The sequence below is a fragment of the Paenibacillus sp. FSL L8-0502 genome, from assembly GCF_038593055.1.
In the GTDB taxonomy this organism is placed as follows: domain Bacteria; phylum Bacillota; class Bacilli; order Paenibacillales; family Paenibacillaceae; genus Paenibacillus; species Paenibacillus polymyxa_D.
On sequence record NZ_CP151958.1, the window covers coordinates 2310085 to 2337018 of the forward strand.

The window sequence follows — 26934 nt, forward strand, 5'->3', positions numbered from 1 at the left end:
AGCTGCTGGTGCTCATGGTGACGATCATCGGTCTGGTCCAAAACCGGTAAGTGGCAGGTTCCAGAAGGCGGGAGAATTGCCGTAGGCAATCTTCCGTTTTTTTCTGTGTTAAAAAGCTCGCAGATTAAGGAAGCTTACGGTACAATAGATGCTAGGCTACAGGTGACAAGACACCTGAATATACGTCTACATACGATATATTTTTAAGGGAGAGCGAATCATGAGTGACTTAACTTCATTACCACCAGCCAAAAAAAGAAAATTGCTGTTCAGTGCAGGGCTTAGCTGGCTGTTTGATGCTATGGATGTAGGGCTGCTTTCATTTATAGTCGCAGCGTTGGCAAAGGAGTGGCATCTGGGATCTGAGCAAATTGGACTGCTGACTGCAATGAATTCGATAGGAATGGTGTTCGGAGCCGCTTTGGCGGGGATTTTGGCTGATCGTTACGGCAGACGCGCCATATTAGTGTGGACATTGTTGATCTTTTCTATTGCCAGCGGCTTATCAGCTTTGGCGACAGGCCTCGGAATGCTGCTGGTGCTGCGTTTTATTGCTGGTGCAGGCTTGGGCGGGGAATTGCCGGTTGCTTCGACGCTGGTGTCAGAATCAGTGCCTGTGAAAGAACGAGGGAGAGCGGTTGTGCTGCTGGAAAGCTTCTGGGCGGCAGGCTGGATCCTTTCGGCTCTTATTGCTTATTTTGTTATTCCAAAGTATGGTTGGCAAATGGCATTTATTCTCGGCGCAGTACCTGCGCTGTACGCTCTTTATCTGCGTAGAGCTATTGATGATTCACCGCGTTACAAGCTGCAAAGCGTTAAACTTCCGCTGCGTGCACGATTGGCTTCGATTTGGTCGGGACCTAATCGCAAGTCTACGCTGATGCTGTGGATTTTATGGTTCACAGTTGTATTTTCATACTACGGCATGTTCCTGTGGCTGCCTAGCATTATGTTTATGAAAGGCTTCGAACTGGTTAAAAGCTTTGAGTATGTGCTGATCATGACGCTTGCCCAACTCCCAGGTTACTTTACCGCCGCCTATCTAATTGAAAAGCTGGGCCGCAAATTCGTACTGATCATCTACTTGCTGCTCACAGCCGTGTCTGCCATTTGGTTTGGCACCTCGGAAACGGCGGGAATGCTGCTAGCTGCTGGTATCTGCTTGTCCTTTTTTAATCTCGGTGCATGGGGAGCCATGTACGCCTATACACCAGAATTGTACCCGACATCCGTCCGTTCAACCGGTGTGGGTATGGCGGCTGCGTTTGGTCGTATTGGAGGCGTTATCGGGCCTTTTGCAGTCGGTATACTCGTAGGACAGGGCGTAGCGTTACCATCTATCTTTGTGATTTTCTTCGTAGCTATCTTGATCGGAGCAGCGGCTGTATGGTTGCTGGGTACGGAAACCAAAAATCAAGAGATTGACTAACCTTTACATTCACCTGTGTGAAGATTCATAATATAAGAGAGAGGAGTGACCTGAAATGGAGCATACCTTTCTGCTCAAGGCAGACTGGAACGGGGGGCGCAACAGTGACGGTCGTATTGAGGCTGGACAGTTGCGGACAGCAATTTCGATCCCGGCCGAGATGGGAGGCCCTGGTGTGGGCACCAATCCAGATGAAATGCTGCTCGGTGCCGCCGCTACCTGCTATTTGATTACTTTGGCGGCGATGATGGAGCGCGCGAGTCTCCCGGTGGCGTCACTGGCGCTGAAATCCGAAGGGATTGTCGATGTAACGAACAATATTTTTACATATCGCCGAATTGTGCATCGTCCGCAGGTTCAATTGGCCGCCGATGCGACAGAATCGCAGATCGAACAAGCATTGCGACTGGCAGAGCAGGCAGAAACCTCATGCATGATCTCGCGTGCTGTAGCGGGAAATGTGACGTTGTCCACAGAGCCCGTGGTGGAGCGCGCCTCTTAATATCTGTAACAGGAGCAATCATTCTAATTGCCCATCATTTTTTTAATCCAAGGAGGACACAACCATGACAGCGCAACAAAAATTGCTCGTATTCGCAGGCTCTTACGCCGAATTGGAAGGTAACGGAGTTTATTCGTATACTTTTAATGAACAGACAGGAGCACTTACACTACAGGATGAGTTCTCCGGCTTGAAAAATCCTACATTCCTGAATGTGGACGTCAAAAATCGGAAGCTGTATTCCATTGGGGAGACGACTTCTGCTGCAGGAGCAAAAGTAGGCGAAGCTTCTGCTTTCGAAATTGATCCAGTTAAAGGAACATTTACATTGCTGAATCGTGCGGAAAACGTGGGTGCAACAACTTGCCACATTCAGCGTGATCCATCTGATCGTTACCTTATTGTAGTCAGCTACCACGGAGGTATGGTGGGACTGGTGTCTCTGACTGAGGACGGACGTATTGGTGAGTTGCTGGATGTTAAACAGCACGAGGGCAAAGGAGCGCACCCTGAACGTCAGGATCGTCCACATCCACATTCCAGTTTCTTTAGTCCAGATGGTCGCTTCCTGTTCGTACAAGATCTCGGTCTGGATCTGATCCGTGTTTATACCATTGATGACAGCAAAGGACAACTGGTGCTCCATGGTGAAACGAAAACCCATGCAGGTGCAGGTCCACGTCATTTGACGTTCCACCCAAATGGTAAATTTGCTTTTGTCATTAACGAAGTGGATTCTTCCATTACTTCTTTTGCATATGATGCAGAGGCTGGTAAGCTCACTGAGCTTGAGAGCGTACCGACATTGCCGTCTGACTTTACAGGTGAAAACACAACTGCTGAAGTTGCAATTTCGGAGGATGGAGCTTATCTGTACGGTTCCAACCGTGGGCATGACAGCATTGTGGTATACGCTGTAGACGGAGCAACTGGCAAGCTGAGCTTGGTGGAGCATGTATCTGCCGAAGGAGAGCATCCACGCCATTTTGCGTTGACTCCAAATGGTAACCATATGCTCGTGGCCAACCGCGACACCAATAACATCGTTACGTTCAAAGTGGACAAGGCAAGTGGACGCTTGACCTACACCGGGCAACAAGTAACCGTGTCCAAGCCAGTATGCGTACAGCCTTTTTACTTTTCTGTATAAAAATTAGGAAAACATTAGGGGGAACTAAGTAACGGTATGCGACTTGTGACCACTACGAGAACGGATCATTCTTCCGATCGCTGTTGCCCCCAGATTTCTTGTTTGTATGTTCAAGGGTAGAAATCCAGGGGCAAAGGCGAACGCTCCGCTGCTTTAATGCTTTGACAGCCATTGAATATGTATATGTTGATGGCACTAATAGATTAACCAAGCATAGAAAAATTGTTAGTGAAAACGGCTCGTAGGATAACCTACAGCCGTTTTTATTTTAGGGCTTAGTCATTTCTAAAGAAGTCACTAACTACGAAAATAAACTAAAATTTTAAGGTTACAAATAAGATACGAATAATATCGGTAGGAAAAGGGTACATATGTTATAAGCGGGACAAGAAGCCCTCAAGCACTCCGATAATGTAAATCTAGGACAAGCATTGTGAGTTCCATATAAGAGGTAGAGGCTTTAAATAAAAGTATTATATTTGACCTACCATCTGTTCGCGTAGTGGGCCACACAAATCGACAGCGTTGGATTGCATGTATTTCTACAGGAGGAGGAATTCTCATGAAAATTATCATTACACAAAAGGAAGCCGTCGACAAAGGAATATGGACAGAGATCATGGGGATGTTTGCTGTAACCAAAGAGGACGAAGTATGGCAAAATGAGGAGTTTATTCTCACCGAAGAACAGGCACGTCAGGTCGGGTTATTAAGATAGCAAAGATAAATAGGACATGTTATCAAGTTTTAAGACCAAGTCTTAAAAAATCGTAACTTCTTTTTTATGTATCTGATACACTTTTTAACCGTGCAACGTTTATGATAAGTACACAAGGGTAATGAAGCTTACAGACACCGTGTACATACCCAAACGGCAAGGAGAGATCAGACATGATGAAACTAGCTTCGAAATGGACCGTATTGGCTTTAATGATGATGCTGATTACGACGGCAGGAGCAACAGCGCAAGGCTACACGCCTGTCGCAGCTGCTGAAAATCAGGAGACCGTATATATAAACCAAATGGAGATTCGTGACGGACAAATTTATTTGTCGGCAGACCCGATTGAATGGTATGAAGGCGCGGCGGCAGACAAAGCATTTGTGGAGCATGAAGGAAATACAGGATTGGATGGAGCGCCGGATGGCTACTACATCGTAAACAATTCCGTGCAAAATGACGTGTATCAGGTTGCACCAGATGCTTCGGTAGAGGTGCAGATTTATGATCACACGGGTAACATAGAAGATACAGACGTACAATGGAACGAATCGATTCCGCTGACACAGTTTGAGAAGGATTTTGCAAAAAAGGACGTTCTGGACCTCAGTCAATTTCCATACCATGTTACGCTTCGTGACGGTAAAGTTGTAAAAATCGTGCAGCAATTCATTCCTTAAAATAGAAGTAATCGTAATCTCATATCACAAACACGTGCTTCACTTGATTACAGATCAGGGTAGCACGTGTTTTTATATTTTATAACAAAAAAGAGGATATCCAGCCCATATAGGGCGCGGATATCCTCTTCCCTTCATAATATATGATTAGAACGATTTTGCTGTGTTTACTGCACGTTGTACAGCAGAAGCAACGATTTCTTGTGCTTGATCTGGAGCTTGGTTATGTCCTTCCAGTACAACCTTCACGATGTCTTTCACGCCGAAGAAGGTTAAAATGTTACTCATGAAGTTCAAGGACATTTCAGCTGCAGCAGCTGGTCCTTCGGAATAAACGCCGCCTCTTGCATTCAACAGGGCTACTTTAGTTTCAGTTACAAGACCCACAGGACCCTCAGCAGTGTATTTGAATGTTTTACCAGCTTGGTTCAGGTAGTCAATGTACGTATGCAGTACAGCTGGAATCGTCATGTTCCAGAGCGGGAAAGCAAATACGACTTTGTCTGCTGCCAGGAATTGATCCAGGTAGCCATTAGCGATGTTTGCCAGGCGAGCTTCTTCTGCGTTCAGCTCCATGCCTCTAGCGGATTTGAACGTGCCGTTGATCATGTTAGCGTTCAAATAAGGAAGCTCGACGGAGAACAGGTCCAGCTCAGTGATTTCATCAGATGGGTGGGAAGATTTGTAGCTTTCCACGAATGCGTTATACAATTTAACTGTTGCAGATTCTTCAGCTGTACGATCATTAGCTTTGACAAATAATACTTTAGACATAATTTATTTCCCCCTAAGTAAGTTGAATAAGTAAGTTAAGTTAGTAAGTTACCATGTAATATTACAATATAAAGATAATATCTGTCAACGCTTTTATATTAAATTTACTTTGAAAAGCTACTTTATTTTTTACACTGTAAAATTCAAGTGTTTCTTTTGCAAAATATCAGTTTTGCGGTAAAATTTAAATGTAAAGTCTAATGAAGAGAATAGTTTAAGTAGGCGAAGAAGGAAATGAACATGGTGCCAGCAAGATTTGGCACCATAGTTGAATGAAAAAAGGTGAGTAGCTTGAAGATAGGTTTTTTTGATTCAGGATTGGGTGGAATTACAGTATTGTCCGAGGCACTAAGACGTTTGCCAAACGAAAATTTTGTATACATGGCGGATACCCTTCATGTGCCTTACGGGACGAAAACTCCCCAAGAGGTGCTTGGTTATGTCAAGGCTTCAGTGCAAACGATTCTAAAAGAAGATGTTAAGGCACTGGTGATTGCCTGCAATACGGCTACAAGTATCGCGGTTGCGGAGCTAAGGAAGGAATATCCTATTCCGATTATTGGTATGGAGCCAGCTGTGAAGCCAGCGGTCGAGATGAACCGGGCTAATGGTAAAAGAGTTCTGGTGTTAGCCACACCATTGACGTTGAAACAATCTTGTTATGCAGCACTCGTATCCAGAGTTGACGATCATGGGAGCGTGGACTCACTACCTCTGCCGGAGCTAGTACATTATTGCGAACAGTTGAATTTTGACCGGGCAGAAATGTCCGCATATTTTAACCGTGAGTTGTCTTCGTTCAATCTCGACATATATGGTACGGTGGTATTGGGATGTACTCATTATCCTTTTTATAAGGAAATTCTAAGGGAACTACTGCCTTCTCATATTCAGTTAATTGACGGGAGCCAGGGAACAGTTAGACGGTTGAAACAGGTGTTGTCTGAGCATAATTTGCTGGAACCTTCCCCAAAATCCAGTCCATCGCAGGCGGGACACATTACATTTCTATGTTCTAGTCAGGATGAGGCCTATGTGCGTAAGATGGAGCGGGCGCTTGAAATCTATACGGAGCATGAAAAGATTTATTTTTAAAAGAAGAGCGGCTGGCGAACGTGTGGGATTATCTTAATGAAATTATCCAAAAAATCGCCAGCCGCATTGTGGATCAGACGCACGGAGGGAGGCGTGAAATGGACGTTCAACTAATCCTGAATGAGCTTTATGCAGCAGGCGTGCTTGAAGGCCATATGCAAAATCTCAAACCGCTGACCGGCGGTACTTCGAGCGAAGTGGTTGTTGTCATGGATGGTACCAGGCCTCGATATGTGATTAAGCAAAATGATCATGTGATTGTAAAAGCCGAGGCGGAGTTTTTACATACCTATGTACAGATTGAGAAACTATCGCGTTTGGTTTATGTAGATCCGTTGCACCGTTATTTGGTATACACGTTCAGGTCAGGGCTCACACAGTATCATGGACGAAACAAAAGCAATTTGTTGCTTCATCTGTCGACGGAGGTGATCTCGCACTATAAGCCTTTTGGTGAGGAACGTCATTATGGTTATCCAGACCACCCGTTTGTGGAATGGAAAGATTTTCTGCTGCACAGAACGAAGGAATCTGGAAAGATCATACAAGACATTTTACCCCGTGAGGATCATCGTTTCGTTCATACCCTTGTGGCTGGATCGCCGCAACGGAATATTAAATATTTGCTTCATGGCGACTGTGGAGTACATAATTTTGTGTTTAACGAAAATGGCACATTGACGGGTATTATTGATCCTGATCCCGTGGTGGGAGAACCCCTATATGATCTGATATACGCCTTTTGTTCTTCACCGGATAGGCTGACCATCGATACCATTTTGCCTTCCTTAGAGAAGCTTGAGCCGGAGATGACAGGGGAATACGAGCTAAACAGGGAAGTGTTACTGGGACTATATTTTCGTATAGCCACCTGCATTCGTCATCATCCGGAAGATCTCGATCAATATACAGAAGCGTGGGCCTATTGGCTGAACAGGATTCGCTGTAAGGAAGAGGGATAAAAGCATACAAGGAAGGATCATATTTTCTTTTCGGTACATCAAAAAACTTGATTTTTAACCCAATGCAGATAGATGCAAGCACAGAAATAATACTCCACTCCAGGTAATCAGGTGTGTTCCCATCTGTGATAGAAACCATCCGCCTAAGGTGGTGCCAATCGTGACACCTAAATTTGCAAAGGAGACAAACAAGCTATTAGCAAATTCAGGTGCTTCTGAGGCCTCCGAAGTTAACCAAGTTTGACTTACAATCAGGCCGCCGGTAAAAAAAGCCCCCCATATAATTATTATTATAATCATGGGAATGTAGTAAGCTCTTTTGGGAAAAACTTTGCAAGAGAACGTTTCCATTATTCAGCGTCGGAGCTGACAAAATCCATCCTAGCCGGTGAAGCACTTCCAGCAACCGCGTAGGAACATGCAAAGATTAGGATACCCCATGTTTTACACTGCTGTCCCGAATTTCTAACTGATGCGATATGGACCAGTGGACAGCCGCCAATTCCTCTCCTTTAATAAGCTTAATGAGATTGCGGGCGGCGACCATGCCCAGTTCGGATGCTGAATATCGGACAGTTGACAATTTAGGCCGGATTATTGTAGCCATATCAATGTCGTCAAATCCCAAGAAAGAGACCTGTTCAGGTATTTTCACCCCATTCTCGGTCAGAAAGTTCATAGCGCCTATGGCAATTCGGTCCGTCGCGCAGAACACCGCACTGGGCAATGGGCCTGAATGATAAAGTTTTCTCATAGAGGTTACGCCGTCTTCAACTGAAAAGCCGCTTTCCAACACACGTTCAGGACGTACTGGCAGGTGAGCGGCCTTCAATGCCTGTTCATAGCCCAAAAAACGCTGACTGCCCACTGAAATATCTCCCGCAGCTCCCCGCAGCATCGCGATATCCTGATGTCCCTGCTGAATTAGATAAGTTACCGCTTCAAAAGCAGCCGTTATGTTGTCAACATGTACGGAAGGAATGGATTTGTCTCGAAAATCCCGTCCGACAAGGATGCAGGGAATTCCCGCCGCTTCAATGAGCGCGTATAGCGCATCCCGGATTCCGTCTACCGATATGATAATTCCGCTCGCCTGCATTTCACGGAACATATTGTAATAGTGTATTTCAGAGTCCGCGTCCCCCCCTGACAAGGCGATTATGACATCGAAGCCGTATAGATGCGCTACTTGATTGATGCCTTCAACCATGTTATCAAAGACATTGTTTTTAATCTCGGGCAGAAGTACTCCAATCAGAGATGTATTATTCTTTACCAGTGTCCGCGCTATGGCATTTGGACGGAATTGAGTGGCTTCAAGGACATCTAGAACTCGTTTGCGTATTTCACTGTTCACCGTCTGGCTGTTATTGATCACTCTGGAAACCGTTGAAATGGAGACGTTGGCCATTCGAGCCACATCTTTTATAGTCATTTTCATTGTACACACCGACTTTCAAGCAAGTATTTATTTAGAAAAAGGTTCTCAAAGTCAATTGAATTTATTATATCAGTTTATTGAGTTTAACAAAGATTCCAGAGCAAAGAAAGCGCTTGACCTTGGTTTATAGGGGGAGTATAATCAACTCCGGAAAACGTTTTCTAGTATTTTCTGGAGATAAATGATTGTTTTTACCAAATAACTAGCTGAATTCAAGGTATTTCGGCTTGTTTTTTTGATTATCAAGAAAACGTTTTCCTTATGGCTTGGGATTGTAGAGAATAACAAGGGAAAAGGAGCATGAGCATGAGAAGTTCGAGCGATATTGTTGTAATGGGAAATGAGGCTTCAAAGCAAACCGATTCAAATATTACGCTGAAAGAAAAGATGGGTTATGGATTCGGTGATTTTGCCAGCCAGTTGCTGTTTGCCGCCGCAATGACTTTTCTGTCCTACTTTTACACAGATGTAATCGGGATCAGCGCCGGGGTCATTGGTACTTTAATGCTAGTTGCGCGTGTACTGGATGCGTTTATTGATGTCGCGATTGGGGCTTTGATCGATAAAACGAAGAGCAGACACGGGAAAGCCCGTCCTTGGTTACTGTGGATGTCCGGGCCATTTGCGTTGTCTGGAATTCTCTTGTTCACGGTTCCAAGTGGAAATATGACGATCACTATTCTATACATTTACGTTACCTATCTGCTGATGAACATTATCTATTCCAGCATTAATGTCCCTTATGGTGTGCTTAATTCCATGATAACGCAGGATTCTTACCAGCGCTCTCTTCTTAATATTTTTCGTATGTCTCTGGCGAATATTGGTGCCTTGTTAATTAATTATTTCACCCTTCCGTTAGTGAAGTCGTTCGGCGGCGGTCAAAAGGGGTGGATTTTCACCTTTATTCTGTTTGGTTTGCTCGGAACCTTCTTATTTCTCGTTACCTTCTTCAGTACCAAAGAAAGGGTTACTCCATCTGTTGTACAGAAGCCAATTCCGTTTGGACGTGCTTTTGGAGCGCTGATGCGTAATAAGTATTGGAAATTGATTCTTGGGTTTGCTGTGGTCTATTTCATAAATAACTCACTGGGCACAGGTATGAATATTTACTACGCACGTTATGTGTTAAAAGACGCCAATCTGATTGGGGTGCTCGGCATATCCTTACTCCTTCCTTCCCTGCTTGGTTATCTGTTATTGCCACCCGTCGTCAAGCGGATCGGGAAACGAAATTCATCCATTATCGGAAGTATCCTCCTGATTGTGGGATCGCTTGTTATTGCCGTCAGTCCCGCAAGTCTTATGGCGGTCTGCCTGGGACTCGTTATTAAAGCGCTTGGACATGCCGCTATTCTCGGAACCTTCTTTGCCATGTTGTCAGATACCATTGAGTATGGCGAATGGAAGACAGGGATGCGCACCGAAGGACTGGTGTACAGTGCGGGTAGTTTCGGCACAAAAGCGGGAGGCGGTTTCGGAGCGGCACTCATCGGTTGGGGACTGGCATTGGGAGGATATGCTGGTGGACAAGCTACAATCAGTGCCACAGCGCTAGCGTCTATTCATTTCATGTTTATCTACGTTCCAATTATCTTGGCTGCCCTGCAAATTGTATTGCTGGCATTTTACAACCTAGATAAATTATTTCCCGGTATTGTCAAAGAGCTTGAATTCTTAAAAAACGCTAAATAAGGAGAGGAAAGCAAATGGAGAAGAAATGGTGGAAAGAAGCCGTATTCAAACCATTATCCACTAAAATTTTTCCTGAATTCTTTGCTTCCTTTTCAGTTTCTATTCTTTGAATCTCATATTTATCAGAACTACAAGGTAGGTCAACTAAGTTTATGAAGCTCATTGTCTGAGAAGCCCATACTTTAGGCTTAGGAAACGTTAGCTGAATTAAAGAGCGGTAGTCTAGAATTTAACTATGAAAACCAAGATGTTTTTTTCTTGACCAGTTTTAAAAAAAGGACTATAACATCAATCTTGATGATGTTATAGTCTTTTTTTGATAAGAAATTATTATTTTAACGAGGTCTACCTGAACGAAAACCACAAGAAGGATGTTCTGCAATGGACAATCGAATCATGTTGAATACCACGCTTATCAAGCTGAGAACTTTTAATGTCATCATTTTGCCCGGACGAGAACGGAATGAACAGGACAAAAGGCCAGTCTATTTTACAGATCCAGACGGACATAAGTATGAATTCCACACAGGACAATTGCGGGACCGCCTGGAATATTATAAAATGAAAAAGCATATGACTTTTTTTGAATGAGTAATTGTTATCGATATAAATGATATAAGTAATAAGTAAGTAATGATTGGGTTCGCATTTAGGAGGAATACGAAAGGATGTCACTGTCTCAGGAAAACGCTTCCAAGCAAGCGCAAGTCGTTAAAACGATGACGGTTTTTGCAATCACTTGGCCGATCTTTATAGAGATGTTGTTTCACATTTTGATGGGTAGCGTGGATACGTTCATGCTAAGCCATGTTTCTGATGAGGTTGTATCGGCTGTGGGTGTGTCCAGACAGTTGATTGAATTTACGATTATACTTTTCAATCTGCTTGGTCTTGGTGTAGGTGTGATCATTGCTCAGCTATTGGGGGCGCAAAAGCATGTGGATGCAAGCCGTGTTACGGCTTCGGCACTAACCTTTAATCTGGTGTTTGGTCTGGCATTGAGCTTGATGTTTATTGTCAGTCGGGATTTTTTGCTATCCTTTTACCATATTACTCCGACGATTAAGGAAAATGCAGAGATTTATATGATGCTGGCAGGGGGTTCGCTGTTTCTGGAAGCGCTCATGCTAACCGCGGGTCCGGTTATTCGATCGCATGGTTTTACTAAAGATACGATGATCGTGGGCATTGGTATGAATATTTTACATATTACAGGAAATGCATTGCTCATTTATGGCTGGTTTGGTCTGCCGCAGATGGGAGTGGCGGGAGCAGCGATTTCAACGGTTATTAGCCGTGTTGTAGCATGTGTCTGGATTTTTCTACTGCTGTACAAGCGTGTAAGTGCGCCGATTCGCATCCGGTATTATGTACAGCTACAATGGAGTAAGCTGGTAGCCATTCTGAAGATTGGTATTCCTGCCGGGCTGGAATGGTTGTCTTATCAGCTTAGCCAAATGATGGTGACCCGGTTTGTCAGCTTTATGGGTACAACGGCAATCGCAACCCATTTTTATTCGAATACAATTGTGTACTTTTTTATGGTATTTGGAATGGCTGTAGGGGAGGGGACGGAAATTATTGTTGCCCGCCTGATTGGAGCAGGAGACAAGGAAAAGGCCTATCATCAACTTTTACGGAGCCTGAAATGGTCTTTGATCATTACGATTGCTGTAATCGTGGTAGTATCCTTTTTCCGATATGAAGTGATGGCGATCTTTACAGATGAGCCGGCGATCATTCAATTAGGGGCAGCGATTTTGCTTTTCTGTATATTGCTGGAGCCGGGCCGAGTGTTTAATCATGTTGTCATTAACTCCTTGCGAGCAGCGGGAGATGTTCAGTTCCCGTTAATGATGGCCATAATTTCAATGTGGGGGATTAAAATCCCGTTAGCATATGTGCTGGGCATTCATATGGGATATGGAGTGCTGGGTGTGTGGATTGCACATGCCTGCGATGAGTGGGTACGAGGCATTTTCCACTATTTACGCTGGAAGGGCCGGAAATGGCAGCACAAATCGCTGTTATCCAAGGCTGAACTTCAGGCGGAATCCGTCTAAGGCTGATAGAGAACCTACAACAGACATTCTCCAAGCGAATTGGGGGATGTCTGTTTTTTTACAAAAATAAGCAAAATGGGGATGTTCAAAGTTTTCAAAAATTGCTAGAATATAGTAACCTCGAATGTAGTAGAGGTTTTCAAAGTTTCATAGTTTCAAAGACGGGTGGTTTCCGATTGAATCCATGAAGGAGGGAATAGGATGGAACGTAAAGTGCATATCATTCCTTACCAAGTGATCAAGCAGGAGCAACAAGTGAATGAAATACCGCGAGGTGTAGAGCTGATTCAGGCTCCTGCGGTATGGAACCAGACTCGAGGCCAAGGCGTGAAGGTGGCGGTGCTGGACACGGGCTGTGATTCGGACCATCCTGATTTGAAGGCGCGCATTATTGGCGGACGGAATTTCACGGATGATGATCAAGGTGATCCGGAAATTTTCAAGGATTATAACGGTCATGGCACGCATGTGGCAGGAACCATTGCGGCAGCAGAAAATGCGGATGGTGTCGTGGGTGTTGCTCCAGAGGCAGACCTGCTCATCATCAAAGTGCTAAACAAGCAGGGCTCCGGTCAATATGACTGGATTATTCAAGGCATCTATTATGCGATTGAGCAAAAGGCAGATATCATATCGATGTCACTTGGCGGTCCTGAAGATGTGCCAGAGCTGCATGAAGCAGTAAAAAAGGCTGTAGCTAGCCAAATCTTGGTCATCTGTGCAGCTGGAAATGAGGGAGACGGTGACGACAGAACGGACGAGCTCGGCTACCCCGGCTGCTATAATGAAGTGATTAGCGTAGGCGCTATCAATTTTGACAGGCACGCCTCAGAATTCAGTAATTCTAATAATGAGGTGGATTTGGTTGCACCCGGAGAAGATATTTTGTCCACCGTTCCGGGCGGCAAATATGCGACTTTTAGCGGAACTTCGATGGCTACTCCGCACGTAGCAGGTGCATTGGCGTTGATTAAGCAGCTGGTAAGTGCGAGCTTTGAGCGTGATCTCACCGAACCGGAATTATATGCACAACTCATCAAACGCACGATTCCACTTGGCAATTCTCCTAAGCTGGAAGGCAACGGTCTATTGTACTTGACGGCAGTAGAGGAGCTCTCGCGTATTTTCGACGCACAGCGTGTAGCAGGAATACTAACTGCAGGATCATTGAAGGTTAAATAAACCGTAACTTCGGATATATAGCGGCTCTCCTGTAAGGAGAGTCGTTTTTTTGGATTTTAAATCTTAGGAAAAACTCCATTTACATTGCATTCAAATGTCGGGTAACATATATCTCAAAGATAGGCATGAGTCAGAAGTGGAGGATTAATATGAACGATATCATGGCGCAAGCTGGCGAGCTTAGACGAACAGGGCAAGCAGAGGAAGCACGAAAGCTTCTTTTGAAGGCATTAGAACAGCAGCAAAATGATGCAGAATTGTGGTATCAGACCGCTTGGACACATGATTCATTGGGCTTAGAGAGGGAAGCAGTACCCTATTATGAAAAAAGCCTGGGTATGGCATTATCCGCAGAATCAAGGAAAGGAGCCATCCTGGGATTAAGCAGTACATATCGTTTATTGGGGGATTATGCCAAGGCGAAAGCATGGTTGGACACAGGAATGGACGAATTTCCGGATTACAGACCGTTTCGGGTATTTTACGCGATGGTATTATATAATCTGGGGGAATTCGGGAAAGCCATGCAGGAGCTGCTAATGGAGGTGGCTGAGACGACCTCGGATTTATCTACACAGGAGTACTCACGTGCCATTCAATATTATGCAGATAAACTGGATCAGATCGAGACATAGGTGGACCGGAGTGAGAGCATAAGCAGTAACGTATATATACGCTCGTACATAAAAAGATCACAGTCAGAGAGCAGTAATTCTCTTTCCTGACTGTGATCTTTTGCTGTTTATTGTTTGGCTATAGGGTCTGTAAATTGATGAGTTAAATAGCTGCGATTACTGCGCACCTTCAGTAACGGCGATTTCCTTCTCCAGGTTTTCTCTGGACAGGTTGGCCTTCAAGTAATCCGGGGTATCGGGCAGGACCAGGTGCAGATTGGATTTTTGACAAATGCGGATGGTGCACTTTTCGACGATAAAATCAAAGACATGCCCACCCCCAGTGCGTTCATCGTTAATAAAATGCAGATGAAATCCGGCTACCCCAATACCTTGAGCATAGGCAGGTGTCCAAAAACCTGTAATCACCCCAGAAGCGTCGTTAAAAGAGAACGTAGGCTGAGATTTGGTCGCTTCGATAAAAGGTTTGTAAGGCTTCACCTGGTGAGGGACGGTACGTGTCTTTACTTCACGAAAAGTGCCATCCATACGGAAGGCATAGAACAGATTACGGCTTGGAAACAACTTTAACAGCAGAGCTTCCAGCTCTTCACGATGCATGGGGCGGTCAATAGTATATGTGAAATCTTCATGGAAAAAGGTGACGGTGGAAAAAGGTGTGGTTTCTTCCGGTTTTACGCGATGGGCCGTACCGTCTGGAAGCAAGTGATAGAATTCACCATCGAACGCGATCATCTCGCCATTCAGTTGATCAAAGGTACCAATCCCAAAATCCCCGTGCTTTTGCAACTCCTCAAAGGCAACAACTCCGTCATAAAGACCATCTAATAGAGCGAGCATAGTGGACGTTTGGTAAATATCATGGTCAGTTTCTTGCTTGGTTTCCAGTCCTGCAACGGTCATGGTAATACACTTCCTTTTGTAATTGTATGCATTTATTTTCTTTCTTTTTCAATAATAAACGTAAATTTTCAGTAAATAACGAGAATAACTCAAAAAAATCATAGAAAATAACGTTTTGCTCCATAATTGTCACGAAAACGTCACGAGTAAGTCTTGGTAAAGGTTAGTTTAATTGATTTGGCAGCAGTTTACGTCCCAACTGGATATTATCTTGATAATTAATCGGGATATCAACAACCACAGGACCATCCGTATGAAGTGCCTGCTGCAATACACTTTCCAGTTCTTCAGGAGAGTGCACGCGTAATCCGGTGGCCCCGAAGCTTTCAGCATATTTCACTACATCAACATCTCCAAATTTTACACCGGAAGTTCTGCCATATTTAATCTGTTGTTGAAATGCGACCATGTCATAGGTACCATCTCTCCATACGATATGCACTAGCGGAGAGTTAAGACGTACAGCGGTTTCGAGCTCCATGGATGAAAACAGAAATCCTCCGTCTCCAGAAATAGAAACGACTTTTTGACCGGGGTTGACGAGTGTGGCAGCAATCCCCCAAGGCAGTGCTACGCCCAACGTCTGCATTCCGTTGCTGAATAGAAGGCGCCGCGGTTCATACGAACGGAAATATCGTGCCATCCAAATGTAGTGTGAACCAACATCACAGGTGACAGTGACATTATCGTCGATCAGGCTGCGCAGTGTACGAATAAATTGTAATGGATGAATCAGATAATCGTGACTGTGTACAGGAACAGCTTCTTGCTCGTTTAGATCATGACGAAGACGATTTAATTGGTCGCAGGAGGCTTTAGGTAGCTTTAAGGTAGGCAATTCTTCTGCAAGGCCACTCACAATCAGGGCTATATTCCCGATAAGCTCATGATCAGGTTGATAATCATGATCAATATCTGCTTGATGATCATCCAGATGAATAAGGGTTCGGTTCGCAGGAATATTCCAGTTTTTTGGATCATATTCAATAGGATCATAGCCAATCGTCAGTACCAGATCTGCCGCTCCAAGAAGCATGTCACCCGGCTGATTATGGAACAGACCGACTCTCCCAAAATAGTGGCTTTCCAGCTCCCGGGAAATGGCTCCAGCGGCCTGAAAGGTTTCAACCACAGGCAAATCCGTGTTTCGAATCAGTGCACGGATGGCTGCTGTAGCTTCGGGTGTGCTGGCTTTCATACCGAGAAGGAGTACGGGCAGCTTGGCTTTTTTGATTTGGCCTGCAACTTGTTTGATGAGCTCGGCGGGTGCGGTTCCAAGCTGGGGAAGGGAAACCTTCTCAATGGCGGTTACTTCGGATGACGAAGTCAACACGTCCTGCGGCAGACTGACAAATGTGGCTCCAGGCTGGGCTGAGGTCGCAATCCGAAATGCATTAGTAATTGCTTCCGGTACACTATCAGGATGTTCTACTTCTACACTGTACTTGGTGATGGGTTCGAAAAGTCCGGCGTTATCCATAGATTGATGCGTGCGTTTCAGGCGTTCTGATCTTGGGACTGCACCAGCAATGGCGACGACAGGATCACTCTCTGCATTAGCGGTGACAAGTCCTGTCGCCAAGTTAGACGCGCCTGGACCGGAAGTAACAATGCATACGCCCGGTTTACCTGTTAAACGACCGACCGCTGCTGCCATAAAGGCGGCATTTTGTTCATGACGGCATATGATCAATTCTGGACCCCGATCTTGAAGAACATCAAAAACAGAATCGATCTTGGCACCTGGAATGCCAAAAATATGCGTAACCCCTTGCTTGATCAAACAATCGACAACAAGGTCGGCTCCTTTTGTATCGGATTTGGTTTTAGTTTTAGTTTGAACAGCTTGAACTTTAGTACTCAATGCTACCACCTCTTCTTTTCATCTTTGAAATAAACCAATGAAATACTTTCAATGTAAAACAATGGATGTATATTACAATTATAATGCAATAACTGGTATTTTCAAGAAAGAAATTTTCTGAAAAAAAGAGAAAAACACATAAAACGTTTTCAAAGTTTGATTTATCGGGGAAAATTAAAAATTGTAGAATTTTCTTTTGGTATCAGCTATCGGGAAAATATAGAACAGATCTGCTCCAAATGGCAGTAGGCCATTTTTTTTATTCGCTCACATGATAAAAATCACTTTCGTCTACAAAGGATAGCGGTTACAATGTAATTGTTGTTAACGTAAACATTAAATTTAAAGTGAAGTAATCCGGCTTGAAATGATGTGCAGGTATCGTATTACAGCTATATCATCTTGCCTAATCACGAGATCTGCTATGTGGTGGAGAATGCTATTATTGAAAACGAGTACAGTACAAGCATTTTTGTTAACGTTAACAATTTGTTGAGAAACACGATTATAGAAGGGATGAGAAAGTAATGACTAAAGCGTTTTTAGACGAAAACTTTTTGTTGAGCAATCCAACGGCTGAAATCTTGTATCATCAGTACGCCAAGGATATGCCGATTATTGACTATCATTGTCATTTAAGTCCACAAGAAATTTATGAAAATAAAGCGTTCAAGAATATTACGGAAGCTTGGTTGTACGGAGACCATTACAAGTGGAGACTTATGCGGGCCAATGGGGTTGAGGAACGCCTGATTACGGGGGATGGCGAAGATTATGACAAGTTTATGGCTTGGGCCAAAACCGTACCTACACTAATCGGCAATCCGCTGTACCATTGGACGCATTTGGAGCTTCAACGCTTTTTTGGTGTCTTTGAGCTGCTGAATGAACAGAACGCACCAGTGATCTGGGAAAAGGTAAACCAAAAGCTGCAGGGAAAAGGCTTTGGCGCACGTGATCTGATTGTGAACTCGAAGGTAACTGTGGTGTGCACCACGGATGATCCGACAGACCATCTCGAATACCACAAACAAATCAGCAAGCTGACCGATTTCCCAGTCGCAGTGTTGCCAAGCTTTCGTCCCGACAAGGCTTTGGAGATAAATCGCGAAACTTTCCGGCCTTGGGTGGCTCGGTTGGGTGAAGTCAGCGGACTGGATGTTTCTGGCCTGGAAGGATTTTTGAATGCGCTGGCGAGCCGGGTGCGCCATTTCCATGCTGCCGGAGGCCGAGTATCTGATCATGCGCTGGATACTGTAGTCTATGAAGAAACGACACGGGAGGAAGCTGCAGCCATATTCAATAAGGCGCTGGAGGAAGGCCATGTGACTCCTTTAGAGGAGGCGAAATATAAATCGTACGTTCTGGTTTTCCTTGGCAAACAGTATGCAGAACATGGCTGGGCTATGCAATACCATATCCACGCACTGCGTAATAACAACACTACTATGTTCCGTCAATTGGGACCGGATACAGGCTACGATGCCGTAAATGATGGCTCTATCGCTCGTCCATTGGCGGCATTGCTGGACGCACAGGAGCTGGGAGGAGGATTACCTAGAACCATTTTGTATTCGCTTAATTCGGTTGATTATCCAGTACTGGCAAGTCTCGCGGGTTGTTTCCAATCCGGTGGAAATGTGGGGAAAATCCAGTTTGGCACGGCATGGTGGTATAACGACCATATCGAAGGTATGCAGGAGCAGATGAAGTTGCTGGCTAACTACGGGGTGCTGTCCCGCTTTATTGGTATGCTGACGGATTCCCGCAGCTTCCTCTCCTACACACGCCATGAATATTTCCGCCGTATACTCTGTGACTTAATTGGAACGTGGGTTCAGGAGGGTAAGGCGCCTGAGGATCTGGAGCTGCTCGGAGCCATGGTACAAAACATTTGCTACAACAACGCCGAGCAATATTTTAATTTCCCAACGGTTGTTCATAGTAAGTGAAACTACGCCCTAAGGCGAGGACTCACTAACTTCATAAGAAAGGGCTCTTACCGGGAGCTTGTTTCAAAACTCCCGGTAAGAGCAATTAAAAATAAAATAGTTATCAACTGAGGATTTTGCAAAATCCAGAACTAATTTTGTGAAATTAATTACAAACAAAGAGGAGTGTGTAGGTATGGGAGTGCCTATCGTGCAGGAGAACGTCCAAACTGACAACAAGACAGGCGAGCATATTAGCCTGAAAGAAAAGATTTCGTATGGTATGGGTGACTTTGGAAACGGATTCATGTTTGATTTGGGGCAGTTGTATTTGCTGAAATTTTTTACAGATGTAGCAGGGGTTTCTGCAGGAGCCGCCGCAGGCATTTTCTTGGTCAGCAAGCTATTTGCCGCCGTCTGTGATCCCATTGTCGGGTCCTTTGTTGATTATCGCAAACATATCGGTACACGTGGAAAATTTAGACCTTTTCTTATTGTTGGAAGCGTTATCCTTGCAATTCTTACGGTTCTAACCTTTATATCGCCGAATATTTCACCCACAGGAAAACTCATTTACGCCTATGCGTCCTATATGATCTGGGGGATCGGCTACTCTATTGTAAACATTCCATACGGCTCGCTAGGTGCCGCTATTACACAGGATACTCATCAGCGTGCTTCATTGTCATCTTTCCGTCAGGCGGGATCGCTGGGCGCATTATTCGTCACCAGTGTCGTTGTCATGCCGCTTATTTTACTATTTCCTAACCACCATGTTGGCTATCCGGTTGTGATGGGGATTATGTCACTCATTGGTGTGATCGCTTTCATCATATGTTACCGAGGAACGAAAGAACGTATTATTAGCCAGTCCGGGCCAAAAGAGAAGCTATCTATAGGCGTTATTGTGCATACTTTTACGAATAACAAGCCTTTGCTGGTGCTCGTTTTGATGACGATTTTCACTATATCCGCGTACAATATTAAGTCCGCTCTGCTGATCTATTTTGCCGAATATAACTTGGGGCATGTAGAGTTAATGGCTTATATGAATTTTATTATTATCGGTTCGTCGCTACTGGGTGTATTGTTCCTGCCCAAGCTGGTACGGCGTTTCGGTAAACGAAAAACAGCCATACTGGGGATGCTGGTTAGTGTCATTGCCGACTCCATTAACTTTTTTATGCCTTCAAATGTATACATTTTCACAATCCTGGCCAGTATTTCGTTCATTGGTATTAGTATTCCTAACGGGGTGACCTGGGCATTCGTGTCCGATATTATTGATTATGGCGAATGGTCATCCGGGGAGCGTAAGGAAGGGATTACTTACTCGTTATTTAACTTTTCACGTAAGTTGGCTCAATCCTTGTCTGGCTTTCTATCGGGTATTGGACTAGCGCTCATCGGGTATGTTCCGAATGTGGTTCAGTCCTCTGGAACCCTGCTTGGGATCAAAGCATTACTTTGTCTCTATCCGGCTGTTGCCCTGGCTTTGGCCATGCTGGTCATCGGTAAAATGTACAAGCTGACGGACAGCAGACATGCAGAAATGGTTCAAGAATTACAGCGTCGACATGCGGACAACCGCGTATAATTTGTGAAAGTCTTCTTTTCCGGGCGGCTCCTGTGGTATGGTGGGTATATAATTTTTTTAGAGCCTCACTAAGGAAAGGATACGTATATGGCAGCTACCATTAAAGACATTGCCAAATTGGCTAATGTTTCCCATACAACCGTCTCCCGGGCGCTCAATAACAGCCCGCTGATTAAAGAAGATACGAAACGCAAAATTATGGAGTTGGCAGAGCAACTCAATTACATTCCAAATTTTAATGCCAAAAGCCTAGTTCTCCAGCGCTCGCATACGATTGGCTTGTTTTTCACCAGTATTTCAGAAGGCACAAGCTCCAGTTTTTTTGCCGATACCATCCGCGGTGTTAATCATGTCATTGGGGTAGATTACAATCTGTTTGTGCGAGGAATTGACGATTACGCTGATTTTTCGGCCATACACCGCAAGCGTTTTGATGGTATCATTCTGATGAGCCAGAGCGAGGCGGACAACCCTTTTATTTATCATGTGCTCGGTCAAGGCATTCCGCTTGTTGTTCTGAATCGGCAGGTGTCCGGGGCGGGGATTGTAAACGTGATTTCTAATGATAAAGAAGGGTCCTATGAAGCGGTCTCCTTTCTCGTTGAAAGTGGGCATGAACGCATTGCGATCATCGAAGGGGTAGAAGGCTTCAAGTCTACCCAGCAACGCCGCGAGGGTTTTATGAATGCGTTGATTGATAGTGGTAAGCCCATTCGACATGAATATATCGTGCAAGGTCATTATGATACTGAAAGTGGTAGCCAGGCAATGAAGCAATTGCTTTCCTTGCAGGAGCCGCCGACAGCGGTATTTTGCTCTAACGATGATATGGCTATTGGGGCAATGAATGCGGTATTCGAAAACGGCTTGAAGGTACCAGAGGATATCTCTGTCATTGGTTTTGACGATATCGGGTTCTCAATGTATACGACTCCACCGTTAACAACAGTCAAAAGACCGATTGAACAGATTAGCGAGCGCGGAGCCGCCTGCATTCTGGAACGAATTCAGTCACCGTCCAATGAGGGCGAGCTTATATTTATGGAGACCGCGCTCATGAAGCGGAAATCAACGGCAGGCAGACCACACTAAGTTTCGTTTGATTAACAGGCAGGCCAAAGGGGCAGAAACCATGCGAGACTTATGGTTTCTGCCCCTTTTAGGCTGAAATGCGTTCTGCTTCGTCTATATTTAACGAAAGAGATTGGTTTTAGCCAGTTCTACAATCTCGTCACCACGTCCGTTTAGCATCGCTTTCATCATCCACAGTGTAAATCCTTCTGCTTGTTTAAGATTAATTTTGGGTGGCATGGATAGCTCCTGGCGGTTCACCACCACGTCTACCACAACAGGGCCATCATGAGCCAATGCTTGCTGAATGGCATCTTCCAGCATGGTCGGATCTTCAACCCGGATGCCCTTGAGTCCCATGGCTTGCGCTACAGCACCAAAATCAGGATTCACCAGTTCAGTACCGTTTTCCAGAAATCCGGCCGCTTTCATTTCCAGCTCGACAAAACCGAGAGCGCCATTATTGAAAACAATGACTTTGATAGGCAGATGATGCTGCTTCAGGGTGAGCAGGTCGCCCATCAGCATCGTGAGTCCGCCATCGCCTGAGAGGGCAATCACTTGTCGGTCAGGCTCAGTGGCCTGTGCTCCAATCGCTTGTGGTAACGCATTTGCCATCGTACCATGGTTGAACGATCCGAGAAGCCGGCGCTGACCGTTCATCTGCAAATAACGCGCCGCCCATACAGTGGGAGTACCGACATCACAGGTGAAAATAGCATTTTCCTGCGCGGCGTCACTGATGACCTTGGCGAGATATTGCGGATGGATCGGCGTATGACCTGGTTTACCGACAGCAAGGTCATCCAACTCCTGGCGTACCTTGGTATAGTGGGAGACGGTTTTCTCTAGATGCTTGGAATCATGCTCTGATGTTAAATGCGGTAGCAGCATTTCCAACGTGGCTTTTACATCCCCACATAAACCATACGTTAACGGAGTACGTCTGCCAAGATGGGCTGGCTCTATATCTACCTGTAGGACAATCGCATCTTCAGGGTAAAATTGTCTGTAAGGGAAGTCTGTTCCGAGCATAAGTAGGACGTCACAATCCATCATCGCATGGTACCCGGAAGAATACCCGATCAGTCCCGTTAATCCAGCATAATAAGGGTTGTCATACTCCAGATATTCCTTGCCTCGCAGAGCGGATACCATGGGGGATTTTAACTTGTCACATAGCTGCATGAGCAATTCATGAGATTGTGAACAGCCGGCGCCGCATAGTAGCGTAATTCGTTTGCCTTGATTCAAATATTCGGCCAGTCGGGAAATTTCGGAAGCTGACGGATGCACTACAGGTGTAGTGGGATGGTAGACATGTTCAGGGACGGGTACCTTTTCCGCCCCCAATGCTGCTACATCACCGGGAAGAACAATGACGGAGACACCTGAACGTGAAACTGCCTGTTGAATGGCCATGGTCACCGTTCTGGGAATTTGACGCGGTGTCGTAATAACTTCACAGAAGTGACTGCATTCTCCGAAAAGATGTTCAGGATGCGTCGCTTGAAAATATTCACTTCCGATTTCGTCGCTTGGAATGTGAGCGGCAATAGCCAGTACAGGCACACGATTGCGGTGACAATCATATAAACCATTAATCAGATGCAAATTTCCGGGACCACTGCTTCCGGCACATACAGCAATGCTGCCACTAAGGTCAGCATCCGCTCCGGCTGCAAAGGCAGCCACTTCTTCGTGCCTTACATGAATCCATTCGATTTGACCATTGCTGCGAATGGAATCCACCATATTATTTAGAGAATCTCCAACAATGCCATAAATCCGCTTGACCCCTGCATTGACCAAAACTTGTACAATAGTATCTGCAATTGTCTTCATAGATGTTCCTCCTGCCTAGTAAGTAGTGTTATCCTGCCCGTGCTTTCTTGCGTCTATTCTCCTGAAAAGTATATAAGGACAAGGTCTCGGATAGGGTGATAGTTAGCCTTAACCGTCTTGGCTCAGCAGCGAAACAACAGAAAGAGGTCCATATACTTGCCGGTTGTTATGCAAAACTCTTATGTTAACGTGTTCATATTATTGTCATTATTATTTTTATAAAGTAAAAATGTTGAGAAAACTATTTTGTTAACGTGTGCATTATGCTAAAATAACGTTGAAATCATTATGGTAATAGTGGGAGGATACTCCGGATGAAAAAAGTAGATGCATTAGATCAATTAAACAGAAAAAGCTTTATCGTTACAGACCCGCATCCTGTGAGGGTGATGCAATTCGGGGAAGGGAACTTTCTGCGTGCTTTTGTAGACTGGCAATTTGACAAAATGAATAAGCTGGCAGAATGGAATACGGGAGTTGTGATTGTACAACCGCAGCCAGGAGGCCTCGTGGAGAAGCTTAACGAGCAGGATGACCTGTATACGGTTATTCTTGAAGGGATTAAGGATGGGAAGGCCATGAAGGAGCATACCGTTGTGGAGTGCGTCTCTCGTGGGATTAATCCGTACGGCTCGGACTTTTTGGAGTATGAAGCACTATCCCAAAAGCCGGAGCTGCGTTTTGTTGTGTCGAATACGACGGAAGCGGGGATCGCTTATGCCCCAGACGATCAGCTAGAAGATCGTCCGCAAAAGAGCTTCCCGGGCAAACTGGCTGCCTTTCTGTATAAGCGCTTTCAATTTTTTGGGGGCGATCAGAGCAAGGGATTGGTCATCATTCCATGCGAGCTCATCGACCGTAATGGAGACGCTCTCAAGGAAATCGTACTGAAATATGCGGACCAATGGAAGCTTGGAGCTGAGTTTATTGCATGGATAGAGGAAGCAAATACGTTCTGCAACAGTTTGGTGGATCGAATTGTACCTGGTTATCCCAAAGACCGAATTCATGAAATCCAAGCGGAATTGGGTTACAAGGACGATTTGGTTGTTGTGGGCGAACAGTATCATTTATGGGTTATTGAAGGGCCACAGTGGCTTAAAGAGGAATTACCTGCTCATTTGGCCGGATTGAATGTCCTGATTGTCGACGATATGGCGCCATATCGTACACGGAAAGTGCGTATTTTGAATGGAGCACATACGGCGCTTACACCTGTAGCTTATTTATATGACCTGGACACAGTGGGGCAGGCGGTTGAGCATGATATTATGAGCAGTTTTATCCAGTCGCTGATTCGAGAAGAAATTATTCCGACGCTGGACTCACCAGAAGCGGAATTGAATGTATATGCCGACGATGTTATTGAGCGGTTCCGTAATCCATATGTAAGTCATTATGTTATGAGTATTGCGTTGAATTCGGTGTCAAAGTTCAAGACACGGAACTTGCCATCCTTGCTCCAGTATGTAGAACAACGTAAGGAGCTGCCTGCCAAAATCGTGTTTTCACTGGCGTCCTTACTCGTATTTTACCGGGGTGATAGAAATGGCGAGTCGATTGCGTTGGCAGACGAAGCTGAAGTGTTGAGCACGTTTGGTGAACTGTGGAGTAAATATGACGGTACTCTCGCCGGGGCGAAGCAATTGACTGAGCGGGTACTCGGCAAGCAAACATGGTGGGGTCAAGATTTGAACCAGATCGAAGGGCTGGCTGAACAAACGGCACAGCACGTGTTTGAAATTACAAGCAGAGGAATGAAGGAGACGCTCGATTCTCTAACCGGGAACAGCGTGCCCAGAGCATAAGCAAGGAGGAGACCGGAATGCTGGAATTCATTCAAATTCATAATCAAGATAACGTGGCTGTCGCCTTGCGTGATTACAAGCAGGGAGAAACACTGGCATGGGGAGCACAAGAAGAACAACGGGTGGAGCTAGCCGAGGATGTAGCACGTGGGCATAAAATCGCCTTGCAGGATGTACCTGTAGGTGGGCATGTTCTGAAATACGGATATCCCATCGGTCATGCCATTCAGCCCATTCAGGCAGGTCAGCATGTGCATACGCATAATACGAAGACGAACCTGACAGGCGTAGAAGAGTACACTTATAAGCCTAAGCCAGCTCCTCATTTATATGAACAGGAGAGTCGTACGTTTCAAGGTTTTCGGCGAAAGGACGGTCGTGTGGGGATTCGCAATGAGTTGTGGATTGTGCCGACGGTCGGCTGTGTGAACGGGATCGCTGAACTTATTTTAAACCGTTTCAAGCAGGAAGTGGGAGATATTTCACCTTTTGAAAATGCACTTGTGCTCAAGCATAACTATGGTTGTTCTCAGTTGGGTGACGATCATGCACATACGCGCACGATTTTGATCGATGCCGTGAAACATGCGAACGCAGGTGGCGTACTTGTACTGGGTTTGGGCTGTGAAAACAATGAAATGAAAGAATTTAAGGAAGCCATCGGGGAATATGATTCGGAGCGGGTAAAGTTTTTGCTTTCCCAAGATGTGTCGGATGAAGTAGAGGAAGGGGTAAGGTTGCTTCATGAAATTTTTGCGGCCGTGCAAGAAGATCGGCGGGAACCTGTACCATTGTCTGAGCTGAACATCGGCTTGAAATGCGGTGGATCTGATGGCTTATCGGGTATTACTGCCAACCCACTACTCGGACGATTGTCGGATTATATGGCAGCGCAAGGTGGAACAACGGTATTGACAGAAGTACCTGAAATGTTCGGCGCGGAAACGATTTTAATGGAGCGCGCTGCCGATGAGCAAGTATTTGGTAAGATCGTACATCTGATTAACGATTTCAAACAATATTTTCTGGATTACAAGCAGCCAGTATACGAAAATCCGTCACCGGGCAATAAAGCAGGGGGCATTACGACGCTGGAGGATAAATCACTGGGCTGTACGCAAAAATCCGGGTCTTCCACGGTCACTGATGTCATTCAGTACGGGGAACGTCTCAAGACCAAGGGACTCAACCTGCTCAGCGCGCCGGGCAACGATCTAGTGGCATCTTCAGCTCTCGCCGCAGCGGGCTGCCAACTCGTCATTTTCACAACTGGACGCGGTACGCCGTTTGGCTCCTTTGTTCCGACGATGAAGGTATCAACCAACTCGCCGTTATATAAGGCTAAACCTCATTGGATCGACTATAACGCCGGTTCATTGGTGGAGGATGTCAGTATGGAAGATGCGCTCCGCAACTTTGTCGATTACATCGTCGATGTAGCCAGCGGAACATGGGTGAACAATGAGAAAAACAATTTCAGGGAGCTCGCTATTTTTAAAAACGGTGTTACGTTGTAAAAGGCTGTAGTCTAAGGGAGGCGGAATTACTCCGCTTCCTTTTTTGTGTTTGTATGCTTCTAAATAGGC

At 45.2% G+C, this 26934-nt stretch carries 21 protein-coding genes and 2 pseudogenes; 17 read left to right on the plus strand and 6 right to left on the minus strand.

Annotated features, from left to right (window positions below):
- Positions 1 to 220 precede the first annotated feature (220 nt).
- The 5 genes from NSQ57_RS10520 (at position 221) to NSQ57_RS10540 (ending at position 4482) form a co-directional block, all read left to right on the plus strand.
- Positions 221 to 1429, plus strand: a complete 1209-nt coding sequence (locus tag NSQ57_RS10520; protein ID WP_165147410.1) for an MFS transporter — start codon at positions 221 to 223, stop codon at positions 1427 to 1429.
- Positions 1430 to 1484: 55 nt separating this feature from the next.
- A complete protein-coding gene (locus NSQ57_RS10525) occupies positions 1485 to 1931 on the plus strand; it encodes an OsmC family protein (protein WP_069010234.1) in 447 nt (148 codons plus the stop codon).
- A 64-nt stretch (positions 1932 to 1995) separates the two neighbouring features.
- Positions 1996 to 3081 carry a lactonase family protein gene (locus NSQ57_RS10530; RefSeq protein WP_039273468.1) on the plus strand — a complete coding sequence of 362 codons (1086 nt, stop codon included), beginning with the start codon at positions 1996 to 1998 and terminating at the stop codon, positions 3079 to 3081.
- A gap of 562 nt (positions 3082 to 3643) precedes the next feature.
- Positions 3644 to 3799: a hypothetical protein gene (locus tag NSQ57_RS10535; protein ID WP_023988309.1), complete on the plus strand. Its 156-nt coding sequence runs from the start codon at positions 3644 to 3646 to the stop codon at positions 3797 to 3799.
- Between the two features lie 173 nt (positions 3800 to 3972).
- Positions 3973 to 4482, plus strand: coding sequence for a hypothetical protein (locus tag NSQ57_RS10540; RefSeq protein WP_029519055.1), 510 nt, complete (start codon positions 3973 to 3975; stop codon positions 4480 to 4482).
- Positions 4483 to 4629: 147 nt separating this feature from the next.
- Here the strand turns inward: NSQ57_RS10540 and NSQ57_RS10545 are convergent, their stop codons facing one another.
- Entirely contained in the window at positions 4630 to 5256 is a 627-nt protein-coding gene (locus tag NSQ57_RS10545) for an FMN-dependent NADH-azoreductase (RefSeq protein ID WP_340932027.1), read from the minus strand.
- A gap of 291 nt (positions 5257 to 5547) precedes the next feature.
- Here NSQ57_RS10545 and murI point away from each other — a divergent pair, with 291 nt between their 5' ends.
- The gene (murI, locus tag NSQ57_RS10550; RefSeq protein ID WP_342425989.1) at positions 5548 to 6351 is read left to right on the plus strand and encodes a glutamate racemase; all 804 of its coding nucleotides are present in this window, start codon (positions 5548 to 5550) and stop codon (positions 6349 to 6351) included.
- A gap of 98 nt (positions 6352 to 6449) precedes the next feature.
- Positions 6450 to 7313: an aminoglycoside phosphotransferase family protein gene (locus NSQ57_RS10555; RefSeq protein WP_342425990.1), complete on the plus strand. Its 864-nt coding sequence runs from the start codon at positions 6450 to 6452 to the stop codon at positions 7311 to 7313.
- An 84-nt stretch (positions 7314 to 7397) separates the two neighbouring features.
- Here the strand turns inward: NSQ57_RS10555 and NSQ57_RS10560 are convergent.
- Together NSQ57_RS10560 and NSQ57_RS10565 are read right to left on the minus strand one after the other, a co-directional pair.
- Positions 7398 to 7628: pseudogene (locus NSQ57_RS10560) on the minus strand (MFS transporter); the annotation flags it as partial.
- 112 nt (positions 7629 to 7740) lie between these two features.
- On the minus strand, positions 7741 to 8754 hold the full coding sequence (locus NSQ57_RS10565; RefSeq protein WP_165147398.1) for a LacI family DNA-binding transcriptional regulator: 1014 nt from the start codon (positions 8752 to 8754) through the stop codon (positions 7741 to 7743).
- A gap of 306 nt (positions 8755 to 9060) precedes the next feature.
- Here NSQ57_RS10565 and NSQ57_RS10570 point away from each other — a divergent pair, with 306 nt between their 5' ends.
- The 5 genes and pseudogenes from NSQ57_RS10570 (at position 9061) to NSQ57_RS10590 (ending at position 14329) form a co-directional block, all read left to right on the plus strand.
- Entirely contained in the window at positions 9061 to 10449 is a 1389-nt protein-coding gene (locus tag NSQ57_RS10570; RefSeq protein ID WP_039273459.1) for a glycoside-pentoside-hexuronide (GPH):cation symporter, read from the plus strand.
- A gap of 417 nt (positions 10450 to 10866) precedes the next feature.
- Positions 10867 to 11040 (plus strand): annotated as a pseudogene (locus NSQ57_RS10575) (metallothiol transferase FosB); the annotation flags it as partial.
- Between the two features lie 77 nt (positions 11041 to 11117).
- Positions 11118 to 12512 (plus strand): MATE family efflux transporter, encoded by a 1395-nt coding sequence (locus tag NSQ57_RS10580; protein WP_069010230.1) that lies wholly within the window; start codon positions 11118 to 11120, stop codon positions 12510 to 12512.
- A 201-nt stretch (positions 12513 to 12713) separates the two neighbouring features.
- The gene (locus NSQ57_RS10585; protein ID WP_029519069.1) at positions 12714 to 13694 is read left to right on the plus strand and encodes a S8 family peptidase; all 981 of its coding nucleotides are present in this window, start codon (positions 12714 to 12716) and stop codon (positions 13692 to 13694) included.
- 149 nt (positions 13695 to 13843) lie between these two features.
- A complete protein-coding gene (locus NSQ57_RS10590; RefSeq protein ID WP_342425991.1) occupies positions 13844 to 14329 on the plus strand; it encodes a tetratricopeptide repeat protein in 486 nt (161 codons plus the stop codon).
- Positions 14330 to 14485: 156 nt separating this feature from the next.
- Here NSQ57_RS10590 and budA read toward each other — a convergent pair whose 3' ends face one another.
- Together budA and alsS are read right to left on the minus strand one after the other, a co-directional pair.
- The gene (gene budA / locus NSQ57_RS10595; protein WP_029519072.1) at positions 14486 to 15232 is read right to left on the minus strand and encodes an acetolactate decarboxylase; all 747 of its coding nucleotides are present in this window, start codon (positions 15230 to 15232) and stop codon (positions 14486 to 14488) included.
- A 163-nt stretch (positions 15233 to 15395) separates the two neighbouring features.
- The gene (alsS, locus tag NSQ57_RS10600; protein WP_029519073.1) at positions 15396 to 17105 is read right to left on the minus strand and encodes an acetolactate synthase AlsS; all 1710 of its coding nucleotides are present in this window, start codon (positions 17103 to 17105) and stop codon (positions 15396 to 15398) included.
- A 518-nt stretch (positions 17106 to 17623) separates the two neighbouring features.
- On the opposite strand from alsS, the gene uxaC reads away from it, so the two are divergent.
- The 3 genes from uxaC to NSQ57_RS10615 all read left to right on the plus strand — a co-directional run bounded on the left by uxaC (position 17624) and on the right by NSQ57_RS10615 (position 21716).
- Positions 17624 to 19048, plus strand: a complete 1425-nt coding sequence (gene uxaC, locus NSQ57_RS10605; RefSeq protein WP_340885156.1) for a glucuronate isomerase — start codon at positions 17624 to 17626, stop codon at positions 19046 to 19048.
- A gap of 175 nt (positions 19049 to 19223) precedes the next feature.
- Positions 19224 to 20624 carry an MFS transporter gene (locus tag NSQ57_RS10610; protein WP_029519077.1) on the plus strand — a complete coding sequence of 467 codons (1401 nt, stop codon included), beginning with the start codon at positions 19224 to 19226 and terminating at the stop codon, positions 20622 to 20624.
- A gap of 87 nt (positions 20625 to 20711) precedes the next feature.
- Positions 20712 to 21716: a LacI family DNA-binding transcriptional regulator gene (locus tag NSQ57_RS10615; RefSeq protein ID WP_029519078.1), complete on the plus strand. Its 1005-nt coding sequence runs from the start codon at positions 20712 to 20714 to the stop codon at positions 21714 to 21716.
- A 99-nt stretch (positions 21717 to 21815) separates the two neighbouring features.
- Here the strand turns inward: NSQ57_RS10615 and poxB are convergent, their stop codons facing one another.
- The gene (gene poxB / locus NSQ57_RS10620) at positions 21816 to 23540 is read right to left on the minus strand and encodes a ubiquinone-dependent pyruvate dehydrogenase (RefSeq protein WP_029519080.1); all 1725 of its coding nucleotides are present in this window, start codon (positions 23538 to 23540) and stop codon (positions 21816 to 21818) included.
- Between the two features lie 314 nt (positions 23541 to 23854).
- On the opposite strand from poxB, the gene NSQ57_RS10625 reads away from it, so the two are divergent.
- Entirely contained in the window at positions 23855 to 25348 is a 1494-nt protein-coding gene (locus NSQ57_RS10625) for a tagaturonate reductase (RefSeq protein WP_342425992.1), read from the plus strand.
- 17 nt (positions 25349 to 25365) lie between these two features.
- Complete coding sequence (locus NSQ57_RS10630) at positions 25366 to 26865, plus strand: altronate dehydratase family protein (protein WP_029519082.1); 1500 nt, start codon at positions 25366 to 25368, stop codon at positions 26863 to 26865.
- The last annotated feature ends 69 nt before the right edge of the window (positions 26866 to 26934 follow it).

Coding starts and splice junctions, on each gene's coding strand:
- NSQ57_RS10520 (WP_165147410.1), top strand. CDS start 221: ATGAGTGACTTAACTTCATTACCACCAGCCAAAAAAAGAAAATTGCTG.
- NSQ57_RS10525 (WP_069010234.1), top strand. CDS start 1,485: ATGGAGCATACCTTTCTGCTCAAGGCAGACTGGAACGGGGGGCGCAAC.
- NSQ57_RS10530 (WP_039273468.1), top strand. CDS start 1,996: ATGACAGCGCAACAAAAATTGCTCGTATTCGCAGGCTCTTACGCCGAA.
- NSQ57_RS10535 (WP_023988309.1), top strand. CDS start 3,644: ATGAAAATTATCATTACACAAAAGGAAGCCGTCGACAAAGGAATATGG.
- NSQ57_RS10540 (WP_029519055.1), top strand. CDS start 3,973: ATGATGAAACTAGCTTCGAAATGGACCGTATTGGCTTTAATGATGATG.
- NSQ57_RS10545 (WP_340932027.1), bottom strand. CDS start 5,256: ATGTCTAAAGTATTATTTGTCAAAGCTAATGATCGTACAGCTGAAGAA.
- NSQ57_RS10555 (WP_342425990.1), top strand. CDS start 6,450: ATGGACGTTCAACTAATCCTGAATGAGCTTTATGCAGCAGGCGTGCTT.
- NSQ57_RS10565 (WP_165147398.1), bottom strand. CDS start 8,754: ATGAAAATGACTATAAAAGATGTGGCTCGAATGGCCAACGTCTCCATT.
- NSQ57_RS10570 (WP_039273459.1), top strand. CDS start 9,061: ATGAGAAGTTCGAGCGATATTGTTGTAATGGGAAATGAGGCTTCAAAG.
- NSQ57_RS10580 (WP_069010230.1), top strand. CDS start 11,118: ATGTCACTGTCTCAGGAAAACGCTTCCAAGCAAGCGCAAGTCGTTAAA.
- NSQ57_RS10585 (WP_029519069.1), top strand. CDS start 12,714: ATGGAACGTAAAGTGCATATCATTCCTTACCAAGTGATCAAGCAGGAG.
- NSQ57_RS10590 (WP_342425991.1), top strand. CDS start 13,844: ATGAACGATATCATGGCGCAAGCTGGCGAGCTTAGACGAACAGGGCAA.
- budA (WP_029519072.1), bottom strand. CDS start 15,232: ATGACCGTTGCAGGACTGGAAACCAAGCAAGAAACTGACCATGATATT.
- uxaC (WP_340885156.1), top strand. CDS start 17,624: ATGACTAAAGCGTTTTTAGACGAAAACTTTTTGTTGAGCAATCCAACG.
- NSQ57_RS10610 (WP_029519077.1), top strand. CDS start 19,224: ATGGGAGTGCCTATCGTGCAGGAGAACGTCCAAACTGACAACAAGACA.
- NSQ57_RS10615 (WP_029519078.1), top strand. CDS start 20,712: ATGGCAGCTACCATTAAAGACATTGCCAAATTGGCTAATGTTTCCCAT.
- poxB (WP_029519080.1), bottom strand. CDS start 23,540: ATGAAGACAATTGCAGATACTATTGTACAAGTTTTGGTCAATGCAGGG.
- NSQ57_RS10625 (WP_342425992.1), top strand. CDS start 23,855: ATGAAAAAAGTAGATGCATTAGATCAATTAAACAGAAAAAGCTTTATC.
- NSQ57_RS10630 (WP_029519082.1), top strand. CDS start 25,366: ATGCTGGAATTCATTCAAATTCATAATCAAGATAACGTGGCTGTCGCC.